A 17,455-nucleotide genomic window follows, 5' to 3' on the forward strand; every position below is an offset into this window, starting at 1 on the left:
CGGGCGGCCGCGGGTCCGTCGTGGCCCCGCGCGCGGTCCCCGTGCCCCGTGCGGGCGTTGCCGCTCAGCCCTTCTCCAGGTACTGCTCCCTCTCCTCGTCCAGAAGGGCGTCCAGGGCCGTGCGCAGGCCCGGCAGACCGGTCAGGCCGGGGTCGGCGGCGACCAGGCGGGCGGCCTCCTCGCGGGCCTCGGCGATGATCTCCTCGTCCTCGATGACGGCGAGCATCCGCAGCGAGGAGCGGGTGCCGGACTGGGCCTGGCCGAGGACGTCGCCCTCGCGGCGCTGTTCGAGGTCGATGCGGGAGAGCTCGAAGCCGTCGAGCGTGGAGGCGACGGCGCCCAGCCGCTGGCGGGCCGGGCTCGCCTCGGGCATCTCGGTGACGAGCAGGCACAGGCCGGGGGCCGAGCCGCGGCCGACCCGGCCGCGCAGCTGGTGCAGCTGGGAGACGCCGAAGCGGTCGGCGTCCATGATCACCATGGCGGTGGCGTTGGGGACGTTGACGCCGACCTCGATGACGGTCGTGGCGACCAGCACGTCGGTCTCGCCGGCGGCGAAGCGGCGCATGACGGCGTCCTTGTCGTCGGGCTGCATCCGGCCGTGCAGCACCTCGATCCCGAGGCCGTGCAGGGGTCCCGCGGCGAGCCGGTCGGCGACCTCCAGGACGGCGAGCGGCGGGCGCTTGTCGGCCTCGTCCCCGGCGGACTTCTTCCCGCCGTTCTTCCCGGGGTCGTCCTCCTCGTCCCCGATGCGGGGGCAGACCACGTACGCCTGGTGGCCCTTGGCGACCTCCTCGCGCACGCGCTCCCAGGCCCGGGCCAGGAAGTGCGGTTTGTCGGCGGCCGGCACGACGTGGGTGGCGATCGGGGACCGCCCGGCCGGGAGCTGGTCCAGGACGGAGGTCTCCAGGTCGCCGAAGACGGTCATGGCGACCGTGCGCGGAATGGGCGTGGCGGTCATGACGAGCAGGTGCGGGGGCTGCTTGCCCTTGCCGCGCAGGGCGTCGCGCTGCTCCACGCCGAACCGGTGCTGCTCGTCCACGACGACCAGGCCCAGGTCGTGGAACTGCACCCGGTCCTCGATCAGCGCGTGCGTGCCGATGACGATGCCGGCCTCGCCGGTGGTCAGGTCGAGCAGCGCCCGGCGGCGGGCGGCGGCGCCCATCGACCCGGTGAGCAGGACGACCTTGGTGGCCTGCTCGGCCCCGCCGAGCATGCCTCCCTCGGCGAGCTCCCCCATCATCTCCACGACCGACCGGTGGTGCTGCTGGGCGAGCACCTCGGTGGGCGCGAGCATCGCGGCCTGCCCGCCCGCGTCGACGACGGCGAGCATGGCGCGCAGGGCGACCATGGTCTTGCCCGAGCCCACCTCGCCCTGGAGCAGCCGGTGCATCGGGTGCTCGGTCGCCAGGTCGTCGAAGATCTCCCGGGAGACCTTCTGCTGGCCCTCGGTGAGGGTGAAGGGCAGGCGGGCGTCGAAGGCGGTGAGGAGTCCGTCGGGACGGGGGACGCGCGGGACGGCGGGGAGCTGGGCGTCGGCGTGGCGGCGGCGGGCCAGCGCGACCTGGAGGACGAACGCCTCGTCCCACTTCAGGCGGGCGCGGGCGTCGGCGATGTCCGCCTTGGTGTGCGGGTGGTGGATCTTCAGCAGGGCCTCGGGGAGCGTGACCAGGCTCCGGCCCTCGCGCAGGGCGGGCGGGAGGGGGTCGACTGCCTCCTGGGCGGCGGGCAGCACCGTCTGGACGGCCTTGCCGATCTTCCAGGACTCCAGCTTGGCGGTGGCGGGGTAGATCGGGATCAGGGAGCCCGCCCAGGTCTCCACCGCCTCCTCGGAGTCGCCGCGCAGCAGTTCGTAGGCCGGGTGGGCGAGTTGGAGCCGCCGGTTGAAGACGGAGACCTTGCCCGCGAACATCGCGCGGGTGCCCGGCAGGAGCTCCTTGTGGGGCTTGTGCACGCCGGCGCCGAAGAAGACCAGCTGGAGCCGGCCGCTGCCGTCGGTGATGGTCACCTCCAGCCGCTGGCCCTTGCCGCGCGGGGCCTTGGCGGAGGCGAAGGTGTGCAGGCGGGCGTCGGCGACCTGGGCGACCACCGTGACGTGCTCGTCCATGGGGAGGTCGGCGAGGTGGGTGAGCTGGCCGCGCTCCTCGTATCTGCGCGGGTAGTGGTGGAGGAGGTCGCCGACGGTGCGCAGGCCGAGGTGCTCGGCCATCACCTTCGCGGTGGCGGGGCCGAGCACCGACTTCAGGGGCTGTTCCAGCGGTTCTTTCAGTGCGGGCACGAGATCCATTGCACACCACGGCACTGACAATGCCACGAAGGCCTCGGCGGACCTCGCCGCGGACCTCGCGGAACCCCCTGGTCGGACGGCTCGTTCGGGCTCTAGGATGACGCGCTCCGGCCCTCTTCGCGGTCACCGCCTCACCGGGACCGCCCGACCCCGCGCCGTCGCGAGTCCCCCCACCGGCGCCGTGACGATGGACTCCCAGACCTCACAGTCACCCCAGTCGCCCCAGCCTCCCCGGCCGCCGCAGCCGGCCGAGTCCCCTCATGCCTTCCAGGTCGACCTGCGCGGTCTGGTGGACCTGCTCTCCCACCACCTCTACTCCAGCCCGAAGGTGTACCTGCGGGAGCTGCTGCAGAACGCCGTGGACGCCGTCACGGCCCGGCGGGCCGAGGAGCCCGGCGCCCCGGCCCGGGTCCGGCTCCTCGCGGCCGACGGCACGCTGCGGGTGGAGGACACCGGCGTGGGGCTGACCGAGGCGGACGTGCACGACCTGCTCGCCACCATCGGGCGCAGCTCCAAGCGCGCCGAGGGGCTGCAGGAGGCCCGTTCCGACTTCCTCGGGCAGTTCGGCATCGGCCTGCTGGCCTGCTTCGTCGTCGCCGAGCGCATCCGGGTGGTCAGCCGCAGCGCCCGGACGCCCGAAGCGCCGCCCGTGGAGTGGACGGCCCGTGACGACGGCTCGTACACCGTGCGGACGCTGCCGGACGCCGAGCGGCCCGAACCGGGCACCACCGTCCACCTGGTGGCGCGGGCCGGGGCCGCCGAGTGGCTCGACGCCGGGCGCGTGCTGGCGCTGGCGCGGGACTTCGGCTCGCTGCTGCCGTACGACGTCCGGGTGGGCGAGGAGGCGGTCACCGACCTGCCCGCGCCCTGGGACCGCGCCCACGCGAGCCCCGCCGCGCGGCGCGTGGCCCTCGCCCGCCACTGCCACGACCTGTTCGGGTTCACTCCGCTGGACTCGATCGACCTGTCGGTGCCGCTGGCCGGGGTGCGGGGCGTGGCGTACGTGCTGCCGTCGGCGGTCAGCCCGGCGCAGCGGGCGGGGCACCGGGTGCACCTGAAGGGCATGCTGCTGACCGAGCGGGCCGAACAGCTGCTGCCGGACTGGGCGTTCTTCGTGCGCTGCGTGATCGACACCGACAGCCTGCGGCCCACGGCCTCGCGCGAGTCGCTGTACGAGGACGAGACGCTGGCCGCCGTACGGGAGGCGCTGGGCGGCAGGATCCGCGCCTGGCTGACGGGGCTGGCGGCCGGGGACCCGGAACGGCTGGCGGCGTTCCTGGCGGTGCACCACCTGGGGGTGAAGTCGCTGGCCCGGCACGACGCGGAGATGCTGCGCACGATGCTGCCGTGGCTGCCCTTCGAGACGACCGACGGACGGCTGTCGCTGGAGGAGTTCGCGCAGCGGCACCCGGTGGTGCACTTCACCCGGACCGTCGAGGAGTACCGGCAGGTCGCGCCGATCGCGTCCGCGCAGGGCATCGGCGTGGTCAACGGCGGCTACACCTACGACAGCGAGCTGGTCGAGGCGCTGCCGTCGGTGCGGCCGGGCACCGCGGTCGCCGAACTGGACGCGGAGACGGTGACCGCGCACCTGGACGCCGTGGACCCGGCCGAGGAACTGGCCCTGTCGGGCTTCCTGGCGGCCGCGCGGGCCCGGCTGGACGTGCTGGGCTGCGACGTCGTGCTGCGCGCCTTCCACCCGCTGTCCGTGCCCGCGCTGCACCTGGACGACCGGGAGGCCCGGCACGAGCAGGCCCGGGCCGAGGCCGAGGCGCAGGCCGACGACCTGTGGGCGGGCATCCTCGGCTCGCTGCGCGGCAGCGCCCCGCGCGCGCGTCTGGTGCTCAACCACCTCAGCCCGCTGGTGCGCCGGATCAGCGCGCTGGGCGACCCGGAGCTGACCGGCACCGCCGTGGAGTCGCTGTACGGGCAGGCGCTGCTGAGGGCGCAGCGGCCGCTGCGGCCCGCCGACTCGGCGCTGCTCAACCGGGCGTTCGTCGGCCTGCTGGAGTGGGCCACCCACGGCGGAGCGGATCCGTCGGGGAACTCTTCCGGGGAGGGCCGCCGATGAGCGCCGTCACGGACCTCGACGCGCTGCGCCGGGCGATGGCCGAGAACGCCGAACAGCCCGAGGGACCGGCCCGCAACGCGCGCGCGGAGGAGCTGCTCGCCGAGGCCGAGAAGCTGAACGTCCCGCTCGCCGTGATCGAGGCGCTCGGACACCAGCTGAAGGTCTACAACTACAGCTCCGAGAAGGACAAGATGTTCGTCCCGTTCGCGCGGCTGCTGCGCATGTGGGACGAGCGCCCCGAGGACTTCGACGCCTACGAGACCCACTCGCTGCACTGGGTCTTCAAGTGGGTGTCGGCCGGCATGCTCGACCAGCCGCACGTCCCGCTCGCCTCGATCGAGAAGTGGCTCGCCGAGATGGAGCGCCGCTACCGGCTGGCGGGGCACTCCGAACGGGCGGTGCGCAGCGCCGAGTTCAGCGTGGCCGCGCACGTCGGGGACGTCGAGCGGGCCGAGCGGGCCCATGCCGCCTGGCTGGCCGCCGACCGGGACGACATGGCCGACTGCCACGCGTGCGAGCTGCACGGGCAGGGCTGGTGGCAGGCGCGGCGCGGCCGGGACGCCGAGGCGCTGCGGCTGTGGCGGCCGGTCCTGGAGGGCGAGTTCACCTGCGCCCACGAGCCGCACACGGTCCTGGCGTCCTCCCTGGTGCCGCTGCTGCGGCTGGGCCGCCCGGACGAGGCGCGCGCCCACCATCTGCGCGGCTTCCGGCTGGTGCGGTCCATGGAGAGCATGCGCGGCGCCTACGCGGACCACGTGGAGTTCTGCGCGCTGACCGGCAACGAGGCGCGCGGCCTGGAGCTGCTCGCCGAGCGGCCCGCGTACCTCACGGACGACGGGCAGCCGCGCAGCAAGCTGGAGTACCTGTGCGTGGTGACCCTGCTCATGGACCGGCTGACGGGGCTCGGGCTGGGCGAACAGCCGGTGCCCGGTCCGGCCGGCCGGGCGTGGACCGCGCGGGACCTCGCCGCGCATGCGCGCGCGGAGGCCCTGGCGCTCGCGGCGCGCTTCGACCGGCGCAACGGCACCTCGTACGTCGGCGAGCGGGCCCGCGCGCGCATGGACCAGGAGCCCTTGGTGGAGCGGCTGCCGCTGGGGGTGCGCACGGCACGCGCGGTGCCGGTGGCACCGGCGGCGGCCGCCCCGGTGGCCGCGCCCGCCGCGCCGGCGGACCTGCCGGCGCTGCTCGCCGAGGCGCGGCGGCTGTCGGACGCCCTCCGGCCGCACGCCGTGGAGGCGTGGGAGGCGGTCGCGCGGGCCGCGCAGGACACCGAGCTGGAGCCGCGCGACCGCGCGGAGCTCGCCGACCATCAGGCGATGGGCCGCGGCCCCGGGGGCGCCGCGCTCTTCGAGCGGGCCGCCGAGCTGTACGCGGAGGCGGGCGACCCCGGCGAGGCGCTGGCGGCACGCGCGCGTGCGGCCTACGTCCGCGCGCTGGCCGGAGACGTGGACGCGGCACTGGCCGCGGTGGCCGGGCCCTACGACGCGGTCCTCGCGCTGTACGCGCGGGGCGGCACGGAGCTCCCGCAGACGGCGTCCGTGGTGATGGCGCGGGCACGGATCCTGATGCGGCGGGTGCACGGGACCGACGGGCCGGACGGGACACCGGGCGCCGCCGGGACCGCCGCCGAGACCGCCGCGGAGGCCGCCGCCCGGGAGGTGCTCGCGCTCGTCGAGGGCCGCACCGGGGACGACGTCCGGCTCGCCGCGCGGGCCGCCGAGGCCCGGGCGATGCTCGCGGAGCTGGCGGGGCACGCCGGGGACCTGGAGCGGGCCGCGGAGCTGTTCGCGCGCGCCGCGGCGGAGTTCGTCGCCGCGGGGCTGCCGTGGTTCGCGGTGGAGTACGAGGCCCGGCTGGCGTCCCTCGCCCACCATCTCGGCGACACGGCCGGGGCGGAACGGGCCGTGCGGGCGGCCCTGGAGCACGGCGGGCCGCACGTGGAACCGGCCGGGCGGGCCCGGCTGCACCTCCAGCTCGCCGAGCTGCTCGGCGGGCGCGAAGCGGTCGCGGAGGCCGCCGGGCACGCCCTGGAGGCGGCGCACTGGGCCGACGAGGCAGGGGAGGCGGCGACGCTGGGCGCCTGGGCGCGGCAGCAGCTCGGCGGGTTCCTGCTGCGGCAGGGGCGGTTCGCCGAGGCCGCGGAGGTGCTGGAGTCGGTGCTGCCCGACCTGTCGGCCGAGACGCACGGCGACGGCGCGGTCGTCCAGGCCCAGTGGTGGCTCGGCGACTGCCTGAGCGAGCTCGGCGAGCACCGGGCGGCCGCGCAGCGGCGTCTGCAGGCCGCCGGGATCGCCCGGCACTGGCCCGAGCAGCAGGACCACGCGACCCTCGCCCACCTGGCCGGGGAGTCCCTCGGGCAGGCGGGCTTGTCCGAGGAGGCGGAGCAGGCGTACGCGCGCGCGGGCGGCCTGTGGCGCGGACTCGGCAACGTCCACGGCCTGGTCCGTTCCCTGCGCGCCCGCGCGTGGCTGGCGCTGCGCGCGGACGGGGACGGGCTCGACCGGGCCCGCGCCCTGATGGCGGAGGCGGTGCGGGAGTGCGGGGCGGCGCTGGAGACGGCGTCCGACGCGGCGGCCCGGCAGCGGATCGTCGCCGAACTCGGCCACACCCACCGCCAGTTCGGCGACCTGCTCGCCCGCTCCGGCACCGGGGAGGACGCGACCGGCGCGGAGCCCGGGGAGGCCCTGGGCCACCTGGAGCGGGCGGCCGGGGTGTTCGCCTCCCTCGGGGACGCCGCCCTGCACGACCGCTCCGGGGCGGAGCTCGCCGCGGGGTGGCTGGAGGCTGGCCTGGGCCGCCCGGCCGAGGCGGTGGCACGCGCGCGTGCGGTGCTGGCGGCGTACGAGGCCTTCGGGGTCTCCGGGACGTCCGGCGGTTCCGGCGGCGGTGAGGAGGAGGAACAGGTGGTGCGGGCCCGGCGGGCGGAGGCCGAGCAGTTGCTGCGGCTCGCGGCGGACGGGGCGAACGGGGCGGACTGAGCCCTACTCGACCCCGATGAGCAGCAGCGCCCCCTGCCGGCCGCCCCGGTAGACCACCGTGTCGACGGCGAGGTGCCGCCGGCGGACCCGGTCCTCCAGGTACCCGGCGATGCCGTCGGGCGCCTCGTCGCCGAGGACCAGGGTGACCATCTCGCCGCCGGCCGCGAGCATGCGGTCCACGACGGTCTCGGCGGTGGCGCCGACGTCCGAGCCGATGACGGCCACGTCGCCGTCGATCAGGCCGAGCACGTCACCGGCCTGGCAGATGCCGGCACTGGTCCAGGACTGCCGTTCCGCGACGGTGATCTCGGCGTAGCGGGTGGCGCCCGCCGCCGAGGTCATCGCCACCACGTCCTCGTCGAAGCGCCGCTCCGGCTCGTGCACGGCGAGCGCGGCGATGCCCTGGACGGGCGAGCGGGTCGGGATGAGGGCCACCCGGACGCCCTCCGCCCGGGCCTGCTCGGCGGCCGCGGCGGCGGTGTGGCGCAGTTCGGCGTCGTTGGGCAGCAGCACGACCTCGCGCGCGTGCGCCCGCCGTACGGCCTCCACGAGCTCCCCGCTCGCGGGCGGCTCCCCGGGGCGCGCGAGGACGGTGGTCGCGCCGGCCTCGGTGCAGAGCCCGGCCAGCCCCTCCCCGGTCACCACGGCCACGACGGCGCGCTGGGCGCGCTCCCGCGGCGGCCGCCCGGCGCCGGTGGTGTGCACGTCGCCGGCGCCGAAGTGCGTGATCCTGATCCGGTACGGCCGCCCGGCCTCGACGCCCGCCTCCACGGCGGCACCGGCGTCGTCGACGTGCACGTGGACGTTCCACAGCCCGTCGCCGCCCACCACGACCAGCGAGTCCCCGAGCGCGTCGAGCCGCGCGCGCAGCCGGGCGACGGCGGCGTCCTCGGCCTCCAGCAGGTAGATCACCTCGAAGGCGGGACCGCCCCCGTCCGGGGCTGCCGGGGGGTCGGTACACACCACGGACCCGCCGGGCCCGCCGGACGGCGCGGTCCCGGCGGCGCACGCGCGGGCCCCGGCGCCCACGCCGGCCGTGTCCCCCCGCGGGTCTCCGGCGGCACCCGCCGCCCCGCCCCGGCCGGGGCCGTCGGCCGGCTCCGTCCGCTGCGCCGCCGTGCCCGAGGGGACGCCTCCGCCCTCGCGGGGGTCCGAGGCTCCGGGGTCCTCGGGGACGGCCCGGTGTCCGTTCCCCGCCGCGGTCCCCCCGCGCGCGTGCGGCACGGCGCCCGCGCCCGCGACCGCTCTCGGCGTCTCCCCCGTGAAGGTCTCCACCAGGGCCCCGAGCACCGCGACCAGGCCCCGGCCGCCCGCGTCGACCACCCCGGCGCGTTCCAGGACGGCCAGCTGGCCCGGTGTCGCGGCGAGGGCCGCGCGCGCCCCGTCGTAGGCCGCCCGCGCGACCGCCCCGCAGTCGCCCCCGGTGCCGTGGGCGGCGTCGGCGGCGGCGGAGGCGACCGTGAGGACGGTGCCCTCGACCGGGTGGGCCACGGCCCGGCGGGCGGAGTCGGCGGCGTGCCGCAGCGCGCGCCGCAGGCCCCCGGCGTCCGCGCGGGCCGTCCCCTCCTCCCCGGCGGCCAGCACCTGCGCCATGCCCCGCAGCAGCTGCGCGAGGATCGTGCCCGAGTTCCCGCGCGCGCCGATCAGCGCGCCGTGCGCCATCGCCCGCGCGGCCTCGGCGAGCGTGGGCTCCCCGCCGCTCCCGCTGCCGGCCCGGTGGCCCGCGAACACGGCCTCGACCGCGCCGACCGCCGACTCCACCGTCAGGTACAGGTTGGTACCGGTGTCCCCGTCGGCCACGGGATAGACGTTGATCGCGTCGATCTCCTCCCGCGCCCGCCCCAGCGCCTCCAGCGCGAGACCGCACCATGTACGCACCGCGAGAGCATCGAAGAACGTCTGCGGTACCCGCGCCACCTGCGCCTCCTCGAGCTGGACGTGGCACGCAGCGTAGACCCCGGGGCGGTGCCCGGCGGAAGAGGGCCGGGGCCGGGCCTCCGGACCACCGTGGTAGTTTCGTTCTACGGGCGCAGCCGATGTATGCTGCTCCGGTTGCCCGATCCTGATCGGGCCATTCCCCTGGCAGCGCCACTCAGATCCGCCCCGGCTCCCCGAGCCTTAGGATCTCGATCCCGGCATGCCGGGATCAACCGTAAGTGCATCTGAAGTCTTTGGAGTGACCCGTGGCTGCCAACTGCGACGTCTGCGGCAAGGGGCCGGGCTTCGGCAACAACATCTCGCACTCGCACCGCCGTACGTCCCGTCGCTGGAACCCGAACATCCAGCGTGTGCGTACCGTGGTGGGCGGGACGCCGAAGCGCGTGAACGCTTGCACCTCGTGCATCAAGGCCGGCAAGGTCTCGCGCTGACGCTCAGCTAGCGCGCGGCCTTCGCTGGTTCGCTGCACTGAGCCGGTCCACCTCACGGTGGGCCGGCTTTTTGCCGTGCCCCGGCGCCTGTCGTGCACCGGCCCCCGTGCTGCCGGGACCGGCTCAGCGGGTGTCCCCGCCGAGCGCCCACCCGTGGTCCACCGGCCCGATCCCGCCGCCGAGGGCGAACCCGGCCGCGATCGCCCCGGTGACGTACTCCTTGGCCGCCGTCACCGCCTCCGGCACGGACCGCCCCCGGGCGAGCTGCGCGGCGATCGCCGAGGCGAGGGTGCAGCCCGTGCCGTGGGTGTGCCGGTTGTCGTGCCGCGGCGCCCGCAGCCAGTGCTCCTCGGACCCGTCGGTGAGCAGGTCCACGGCGTCGCCGGACAGGTGCCCGCCCTTGATCACCACCCACCGCGGCCCGTACGCCAGCACGGCCGCCGCGGCCCGCCGCAGGTCCTGCTCGGACCCGACCCGGATCCCCGTCAGCTGCGCCACCTCGTCGAGGTTGGGCGTCGCGACGGTCGCCACCGGCAGCAGCCGGGTCCGGACGGAGTCCAGCGCGGAGGCCGCGAGCAGCGCGTCCCCGTGCTTGGAGACGCCCACCGGGTCGACCACCGCCGGCGCGTCCGTGCCGGCGATCAACTCGGCCACCGCCTCGACGAGTTCCGCCGAGGCCAGCATCCCCGTCTTGACCGCCTGGACGCCGATGTCGTCGACGACGCTGCGGTACTGGGCCCGCACCGCCTCCACCGGCAGCTCCCAGGCCCCCTGCACGCCCAGGGAGTTCTGCGCGGTCACCGCCGTGACCACGCTCATGCCGTGCACGCCGAGGGCGAGCATGGTCTTCAGGTCGGCCTGGATGCCCGCGCCCCCGCCGGAGTCGGAGCCGGCGACCGTCAGCACTCGCGGCGGCGCCGTCCCGGCGCCCCGGGCCGCGTCCCGTACGGCGCTCACGACTCTATGTCCCCGAAGTGGTCCCAGCCGCCCTGGCTGGTCCACGGCGCCCCGTCGACCGTGACCTGGGGCAGCGCCGAGGGGTTGAGGACCTCGCCGATGACCTTCCAGCGGGCGGGCAGCTTCACGTCCGGCGGGAAGGTCGCCACGATCGCGTGGTCCTCTCCCCCGGTCAGCACCCACTGCATGGGGTCGACGCCGACGGCCTGCCCGATGTCGTTCATCTGGGACGGGATGTCGACCGCCCCGGACCGGATGTCGATGCGCACCTTGCTGGCCTCGGCGATGTGCCCGAGGTCCGCGATCAGCCCGTCGCTCACGTCGCACATCGCGGTCGCGCCGAGCGCGGCGGCCGCCGGACCCGCGTGGTACGGCGGCTCGGGGCGGCGGTGCGCCTCCACGAAGGCGCGCGGCGAGCGGAACCCGCGCGACAGCACCGCGTACCCGGCGGCCGACCAGCCCAGCCAGCCGGTCACCGCGACGAGGTCGCCGGGCTGCGCGCCGGCCCGCGTCACCGGTTCCTGGTTGCGCAGGTCGCCCAGGGCGGTGATCGACACCGTGATGGTGTCGCCGCGCACCACGTCGCCGCCGACCACGGCCGCGCCCGCCACCTGGCACTCGTCGCGCAGGCCGTCCATCAGCTCGGACGGCCAGGTCACCGGCAGTTCCGCCGGGACCACCAGGCCCAGCAGCAGCGCGGTCGGCACGGCCCCCATCGCGGCGATGTCGGCCAGGTTCTGCGCCGCCGCCTTGCGGCCCACGTCGTACGCCGTGGACCAGTCCCGGCGGAAGTGCCGCCCCTCCAGCAGGATGTCGGTGCTGGCCACGACCCTGCGGTCGGGCGCGGCCACCACCGCGGCGTCGTCGCCCGGGCCGACCCGGACCGCCGGGGTGGTGGTCAGACGGGAGGTGAGCTCCCTGATGAGCCCGAACTCCCCGAGCTCACCAACAGTGCCCTTCATCGCCCTTTCTCCCCTTCCGTCCCTGTCCGTGCCCGGTCGCGAGTCCCCTGAGTCCTCGCTACGGTCGTCATGACCGTCAACTTCCGTCCTGTCCGCACCCCGGCGCGCGAGTGCCGGTTCCCGCAGGTCTCCCCGCGGCGAGCGGCGACGCGATACCGTGGCGTTCCTTTTCCCCACATGATCCTCGTGGCCGCCCTGGAGGTTCCGTGGTACAGGCGTACATCCTGATCCAGACGGAGGTCGGCAAGGCGTCGACCGTCGCCGAGACGATCAGCAAGATCCCCGGCGTGATCCAGGCCGAGGACGTGACGGGACCGTACGACGTGATCGTGCGCGCCCAGGCCGACACCGTCGACGACCTCGGTCGCATGGTGGTCGCCAAGGTCCAGCAGGTGGACGGGATCACCCGTACCCTGACCTGCCCGGTGGTCCATCTGTAGCCCCCGTCTACCCTGTGCCGGTGAACTCCTTCCGTCACCGGCACCGCTTCGTCCCCGGCCTGTCCGCGCTCGCCCTGCTGATCACCGCCGCGGGCTGCTCCTCAGCAGACGACGGGACGACGACGGCGGTTCCCAGCCCGGACGCCGAGGTCACGAAGTTGTGCCGGAACCTGGACACGGTACTGCCGGCGAAGGTGGACGGTGAGACCCGCGGCGATCCCGAGCCCGCGTCCGCGCTGACCGCTGGCTGGGGCAGCCCGGCGATCATACTGCGGTGCGGTGTGGCCCGGCCGCCGAAGATGGCCGACCCCGAGGTGGCCGACGGGCACGACCCGGACGCGCTCCCCGGGGGCGTCAACGGCGTCGACTGGCTGATGGAGAAGCAGGACGACGGCGCGTTCCGCTTCACCACCGCCAACCGCGAGGCGTACGTGGAGGTGTACGTGCCGCGGGGGCAGGACACCACCGGCGTCCTCGTCGACCTCGCGGCGGGCATCAAGAAGGCGATCCCCGAGGGGATCGCCTCCTGAGCCTGCTCGCCGTCCTCCGGGTCCTGCGCGGCCTGCGCGCCCTGCGCGGTCCGCGCGCGGATCAGCGCAGGCCCGTCGGCCTGCGCAGCGCCGCCTGCACCAGACGGTCCACCAGCTCCGGGTAGCCGATCCCGCTCGCCTGCCACATCTGCGGGTACATGGAGATCGGCGTGAAGCCCGGCATCGTGTTGATCTCGTTGATCACGAACTCGCCGTCCTCGGTGAGGAAGAAGTCCGCGCGCACCAGCCCCTCGCAGGACGCCGCCTCGAACGCCGCCACGGCGAGCCGCTGCACCTCGGCGGTCTGCTCGCCGGTCAGCGGCGCCGGCACGATGCCGGGGGTGGAGTCGATGTACTTGGCCTCGAAGTCGTAGTACGCGTGCGCCTGCGGCGGCGGGATCTCCGCCGGGACCGAGGCCCGCGGGCCGTCCTCGAACTCCAGCACGCCGCACTCGATCTCGCGGCCCCGCAGCGCGGCCTCCACCAGGATCTTCGGGTCGTGCCGACGGGCCTCGGCGATCGCCTCGTCCAGTCCGGAGAGGTCGTCGACCTTGGTGATGCCGATCGACGAGCCGGCGCGCGCGGGCTTCACGAACAGCGGCCAGCCGTGCTCGCCGGCCAGGTCGACGATCTTCTTGCGGGCGCCCTGCTCGTCCTGCTCCCACTCGCGCGGCCGGATCACCACGTACGGGCCGACCTTGAGCCCGAAGGAGGTGAACACGCGCTTCATGTACTCCTTGTCCTGGCCGACGGCCGAGGCGAGCACACCGGAACCCACGTACGGCACGCCGGAGAGCTCCAGCAGGCCCTGCAGGGTGCCGTCCTCCCCGTACGGTCCGTGCAGCACCGGGAAGACCACGTCGACCTCGCCGAGCGCCTTGGGCACCGACCCGGGCTCGCTGTAGACGACTTCGCGGTTCGCGGGGTCGACCGGGAGCACCACGCCCCCCTCGGCCGACTCGGCGAGCTGCTCGACGTCCGGCGTGCGGCGCTCGGTGATCGCCATGCGCTCCGGGGCGTCCGCGGTGAGCACCCAGCGGCCTTCCCGGGTGATGCCGATCGGGAGGACGTCGTACTTCGTCCGGTCGATGGCCTTGAGGACCGCGCCGGCGGTCACCGTGGAGATCCCGTGTTCGGAACTGCGCCCGCCGAACACGACGGCCACACGCGGCTTGCGGACGGGCTGCTCGGGGCTCTGGGGGAGGTTCTCGGTGCTCATATCGCGATGAGAGTACCCGGTGGTAGGGCGCGGAGACAGCGCCCGCGGCCCCGCGTCGCTCAGCGTCGTTCGGGCTTCGCGCTGCGCGACATGAGCTCCTTGAGCGCCACCACCGGGGGCTTGCCCTCGTGCACGATGCCGACGACCGTCTCCGTGATCGGCATGTCGACGCCGTGCCGGCGGGCCAGGTCCAGCACCGACTCGCAGGACTTGACGCCCTCGGCCGTCTGCTTGGTGACCGCGATGGTCTCCTGGAGGGTCATGCCCTTGCCGAGGTTGGTGCCGAAGGTGTGGTTGCGCGACAGCGGCGAGGAACAGGTCGCCACCAGGTCGCCGAGGCCGGCGAGTCCGGAGAAGGTGAGCGGGTCGGCGCCGAGGGCGACCCCGAGCCGGGTGGTCTCGGCGAGCCCGCGCGTGATGAGCGAGCCCTTGGCGTTGTCGCCGAGCCCCATGCCGTCCGCGATGCCGACGGCGAGGCCGATGACGTTCTTGACCGCGCCGCCGAGTTCGCAGCCCACCACGTCCGTGTTGGTGTACGGGCGGAAGTACGGGGTGTGGCAGGCGGCCTGGAGGCGCTGGGCGACGGCCTCGTCGGTGCAGGCCACCACGGCCGCGGCCGGCATCCGGGCGGCGATCTCCCGGGCCAGGTTGGGCCCGGTGACCACGGCGATCCGGTCCGGGCCGACCTTGGCGACGTCGTCGACGACCTCGCTCATCCGCATCGCGGAGCCGAGTTCGATGCCCTTCATCAGGGAGACCAGGACCGTGTCGGGGGCCAGCAGCGGCGACCAGTCGGCGAGGTTGCCGCGCAGCGTCTGGGAGGGGACCGCGAGGACGGTGAAGTCGGCGCCGGCCGCGGCCTCGGCGGCGTCGGTGGTGGCCCGCACGTTCTCCGGGAGTTCCACCCCGGGCAGGTAGTCGGGGTTGGTCCGCGTGGAGTTGACCGCGTCCGCGAGTCCGGGGCGCCGCCCCCACAGCACGACCTCGCACCCCGCGTCCGCGAGGACCATGCCGAAGGCCGTCCCCCACGATCCGGTGCCGAAGACCGCCGCCTTGACCGGCTTGCTCACTTGCCCAGCTCCTCTTCCTGCACGCGCCTGCCCTGCGTCTGCGCCTGGGTGCGGCGCCGCTGCTCGATCCGCTCCCGGCGCGGGTCGTACGGCGTCGCGGGCGCCTTCTCGCCGCGGACCAGTTCCAGCTGGCGGGTGATCGCCGCCATGATGACCTCGGTCGCCTCCTTGAGGAGCTCCGGCGTCATCTCGCGGCCGTAGAAGCGCGAGAGGTCCACCGGCGGCCCCGCGAGCACGCGGTGCGTCTTGCGCGGGAACAGGTGCGGCTTCCTGGCGTACGGCGGCAGCACCTCGTTGGCGCCCCACTGGGCGACGGGGATCACCGGGCACTTGGTCTGCAGGGCGACCCGCGCGGCACCGGTCTTGCCGGTCATGGGCCAGCCGTCGGGGTCGCGGGTGAGGGTGCCCTCCGGGTAGAAGGCGACGCACTCGCCGCGCTGCACGGCGTCGATCGCGGCGCGGAAGGCGCTGAGCGCGTCCGTGCTCTCGCGGTAGACGGGGATCTGCCCGGTGCCGCGCATCGCGGCGCCGACGAATCCCGACTTGAAGAGCCCGCTCTTGGCGAGGAAGCGCGGCACGCGGCCGGTGTTGTACTGGAAGTGCGCGTACGCGACGGGGTCGATGTGGGAATTGTGGTTCACCACGGTGATGAAGCCGCCCTCGGCCGGAATGTTCTCCATTCCACGCCAGTCCCGCTTGAGCAGAACCACCAGCGGCGGTTTGCAGATCACCGCGGCGAAGCGGTACCAGAAGCCGATTCTGCGGCGGGGCACGCGGACACCTTCCTCTAGGGCCTGGAACGGGGCCGGGGGGCCGCACAAGTGTCGCCCCGGACCGCCGGTCTGTCGAGGACACCGTACGCCCCGGCACGCCGCCGCCCCGATGACCCGGGTGACAATGGCCGCGACAGGAGAGGGACGGGACGCTCGTGCTGTGGACCTTGGTCGTACCCCTGAAGCCGCTTGCGCAGGCGAAGAGCAGGCTCGCGGACACCGCGGACGCCGGACTGCGGCCGGGCCTGGCGCTCGCGTTCGCGCAGGACACGGTGGCGGCCGCGCTGGCCTGCCCGGCGGTGCGGGATGTGGCGGTCGTCACGGACGACCCGCGGGCCGGCCGCGCGCTGGCCGCGCTGGGCGCGCGGATCGTCCCGGACGCGCCGGGCGGCGGCCTGAACCCCGCTCTCGCGCACGCCGCGGCCGTCGTGCGGACCGGCCGTCCCGGCCGTCCCGTGGCAGCGGTGAACGCCGATCTGCCGGCGCTGCGCCCGCCGGAATTGTCACGCGTCCTGGAAGCGGCCGGTGAATTCCCGCGGGCATTTCTCGCGGATGCCGCCGATATCGGTACGACATTGCTGGCCGCCGCTCCGGGACAGGAATTGATGCCCGCTTTCGGTCCGCATTCCCGGGCCCGTCACCGCGCCTCCGGCGCCGCGGAACTGCGCCTGGACGCCGTGGATTCCGTACGCCGGGACGTGGACACCGGCGACGACCTGCGGGCCGCCCTGGCCCTGGGCGTGGGCCCCCACACGGCCGCGGCCGCCGCGCGGTTGCTGATACCGGAGCAGTAGGCTGCCGCCATGCAGGCGACCGCGTACACGTACGACCCCGAGACCCGCAGCGGGCAGGTGCTGCTGGACGACGGCACCCCGGTGCCCTTCGACGCGGCGGCGTTCGACGCGGGAGGCCTGCGGCTGCTCAGGCCGGGGCAGCGGGTGCGGATCGAGGTGGAGGGCCCGGCGGACGGCCCGCGGATCACCCTCGTGACGCTCCAGACACTCTGACCACGGCCGTTCCCCCGCCGCCGTCACCCCGGTCACTGCCGCCGCACACGCCGCGGGCCGGACTCCGCAGCGGAGTCCGGCCCGGCGTGTGAGTACCCTGCGGCCTGCCCTTACTTGGTGCGGGCGGTGGTGGTCTTCTTCGCGGTGCTGCGCGCCGTCGACTTCTTGGCGGGCGCCTTCTTCGCGGTCGCCTTCTTGGCCGGGGCCTTCTTGGCCGGGGTCTTCTTGGCGGCGGTGGTCTTCGCGGCGGCGGTCTTGGCGGTCGTCGCCGTGGTCTTCTTGGCGGGCGCCTTCTTCGCCGCGGCGGTGGTCTTCTTCGCCGCGGCCGCCTTCGTGGTCGCCTTCTTGGCCGTCGCCTTCTTCGCCGCCGTGGTCTTCGCGGCGCCCGTCGTCTTCTTCGCCGCGGCCTTCTTGCCCGCGGACTTGGCGATGGTGGGCGGCGGGCCGGACAGGCTGCCCTTGGGGGCCTTCTTGACGGCGATGTCGCCCTTCGGGAGCTTCTTCGAGCCGCTGACCAGGTCCTTGAAGCCCTGGCCCGCGCGGAAGCGCGGCACCGAGGTCTTCTTGACGCGAACCCGCTCGCCCGTCTGGGGGTTGCGGGCGTAGCGGGCCGGACGGTCGACCTTCTCGAAGGAACCGAAGCCGGTGACCGAGACCCGTTCCCCCGCGACGACCGCGCGGACGATGGCGTCCAGTACGTGGTCGACGGCATCGGCGGCCTGCTGGCGGCCGCCCATCTTGTCGGCAATCGCTTCTACGAGCTGCGCCTTGTTCACGTCTTCCCCTTCGGAGACA

General features: G+C 74.9%; 15 protein-coding genes. 7 read left to right on the plus strand and 8 right to left on the minus strand.

Features of this window, described 5'->3' with window-relative positions; all coding sequences use genetic code 11:
* Positions 1-64 precede the first annotated feature (64 nt).
* Positions 65-2,284, minus strand: coding sequence for an ATP-dependent DNA helicase RecG (gene recG / locus ACIF8T_RS16780; protein ID WP_400035636.1), 2,220 nt, complete (start codon positions 2,282-2,284; stop codon positions 65-67).
* Positions 2,285-2,471: 187 nt separating this feature from the next.
* Here recG and ACIF8T_RS16785 point away from each other — a divergent pair, with 187 nt between their 5' ends.
* Complete coding sequence (locus ACIF8T_RS16785) at positions 2,472-4,355, plus strand: HSP90 family protein (protein ID WP_400035870.1); 1,884 nt, start codon at positions 2,472-2,474, stop codon at positions 4,353-4,355.
* Positions 4,352-7,333: a tetratricopeptide repeat protein gene (locus tag ACIF8T_RS16790; RefSeq protein WP_400035638.1), complete on the plus strand. Its 2,982-nt coding sequence runs from the start codon at positions 4,352-4,354 to the stop codon at positions 7,331-7,333. Before ACIF8T_RS16785 ends, ACIF8T_RS16790 begins: the two co-directional genes overlap by 4 nt.
* Positions 7,334-7,336: 3 nt before the next feature.
* Here ACIF8T_RS16790 and ACIF8T_RS16795 read toward each other — a convergent pair whose 3' ends face one another.
* The gene (locus tag ACIF8T_RS16795) at positions 7,337-9,250 is read right to left on the minus strand and encodes a DAK2 domain-containing protein (RefSeq protein ID WP_400035640.1); all 1,914 of its coding nucleotides are present in this window, start codon (positions 9,248-9,250) and stop codon (positions 7,337-7,339) included.
* A gap of 266 nt (positions 9,251-9,516) precedes the next feature.
* Between ACIF8T_RS16795 and rpmB the strand changes: the two genes are divergently transcribed.
* Positions 9,517-9,702 (plus strand): 50S ribosomal protein L28, encoded by a 186-nt coding sequence (rpmB, locus tag ACIF8T_RS16800; RefSeq protein WP_003993230.1) that lies wholly within the window; start codon positions 9,517-9,519, stop codon positions 9,700-9,702.
* A gap of 123 nt (positions 9,703-9,825) precedes the next feature.
* Here the strand turns inward: rpmB and thiD are convergent, their stop codons facing one another.
* Positions 9,826-10,659 carry a bifunctional hydroxymethylpyrimidine kinase/phosphomethylpyrimidine kinase gene (gene thiD / locus ACIF8T_RS16805; RefSeq protein ID WP_400035642.1) on the minus strand — a complete coding sequence of 278 codons (834 nt, stop codon included), beginning with the start codon at positions 10,657-10,659 and terminating at the stop codon, positions 9,826-9,828.
* Positions 10,656-11,621 carry a thiamine-phosphate kinase gene (locus ACIF8T_RS16810; RefSeq protein ID WP_400035644.1) on the minus strand — a complete coding sequence of 322 codons (966 nt, stop codon included), beginning with the start codon at positions 11,619-11,621 and terminating at the stop codon, positions 10,656-10,658. The genes thiD and ACIF8T_RS16810 overlap by 4 nt, the downstream gene beginning before the upstream one ends.
* 206 nt (positions 11,622-11,827) lie before the next feature.
* Between ACIF8T_RS16810 and ACIF8T_RS16815 the strand changes: the two genes are divergently transcribed.
* On the plus strand, positions 11,828-12,061 hold the full coding sequence (locus tag ACIF8T_RS16815) for an Lrp/AsnC family transcriptional regulator (RefSeq protein WP_003997603.1): 234 nt from the start codon (positions 11,828-11,830) through the stop codon (positions 12,059-12,061).
* A 20-nt stretch (positions 12,062-12,081) separates the two neighbouring features.
* The gene (locus ACIF8T_RS16820) at positions 12,082-12,591 is read left to right on the plus strand and encodes a DUF3515 domain-containing protein (protein WP_400035645.1); all 510 of its coding nucleotides are present in this window, start codon (positions 12,082-12,084) and stop codon (positions 12,589-12,591) included.
* A 61-nt stretch (positions 12,592-12,652) separates the two neighbouring features.
* On the opposite strand, the gene ACIF8T_RS16825 is transcribed toward ACIF8T_RS16820, so the two are convergent.
* Genes ACIF8T_RS16825 through ACIF8T_RS16835 form a run of 3 tightly spaced genes read right to left on the minus strand, consistent with a single transcriptional unit; the run spans position 12,653 to position 15,653 of the window.
* Entirely contained in the window at positions 12,653-13,810 is a 1,158-nt protein-coding gene (locus ACIF8T_RS16825; protein ID WP_400035647.1) for a D-alanine--D-alanine ligase family protein, read from the minus strand.
* Between the two features lie 59 nt (positions 13,811-13,869).
* Positions 13,870-14,880, minus strand: coding sequence for an NAD(P)H-dependent glycerol-3-phosphate dehydrogenase (locus ACIF8T_RS16830; RefSeq protein ID WP_400035649.1), 1,011 nt, complete (start codon positions 14,878-14,880; stop codon positions 13,870-13,872).
* Complete coding sequence (locus ACIF8T_RS16835; protein WP_400035651.1) at positions 14,877-15,653, minus strand: lysophospholipid acyltransferase family protein; 777 nt, start codon at positions 15,651-15,653, stop codon at positions 14,877-14,879. The genes ACIF8T_RS16830 and ACIF8T_RS16835 overlap by 4 nt, the downstream gene beginning before the upstream one ends.
* Before the next feature lie 155 nt (positions 15,654-15,808).
* Between ACIF8T_RS16835 and cofC the strand changes: the two genes are divergently transcribed.
* Both cofC and ACIF8T_RS16845 read left to right on the plus strand, forming a co-directional pair.
* The gene (cofC, locus tag ACIF8T_RS16840) at positions 15,809-16,447 is read left to right on the plus strand and encodes a 2-phospho-L-lactate guanylyltransferase (RefSeq protein WP_400035653.1); all 639 of its coding nucleotides are present in this window, start codon (positions 15,809-15,811) and stop codon (positions 16,445-16,447) included.
* 9 nt (positions 16,448-16,456) lie between these two features.
* Positions 16,457-16,660 (plus strand): cold-shock protein, encoded by a 204-nt coding sequence (locus ACIF8T_RS16845; protein ID WP_400035655.1) that lies wholly within the window; start codon positions 16,457-16,459, stop codon positions 16,658-16,660.
* A gap of 110 nt (positions 16,661-16,770) precedes the next feature.
* Here ACIF8T_RS16845 and ACIF8T_RS16850 read toward each other — a convergent pair whose 3' ends face one another.
* Positions 16,771-17,436, minus strand: a complete 666-nt coding sequence (locus ACIF8T_RS16850) for an HU family DNA-binding protein (protein WP_400035657.1) — start codon at positions 17,434-17,436, stop codon at positions 16,771-16,773.
* Between the last annotated feature and the right edge of the window lie 19 nt (positions 17,437-17,455).

Source organism: Streptomyces sp. NPDC085946 (assembly GCF_044540485.1).
Lineage (GTDB): Bacteria > Actinomycetota > Actinomycetes > Streptomycetales > Streptomycetaceae > Streptomyces.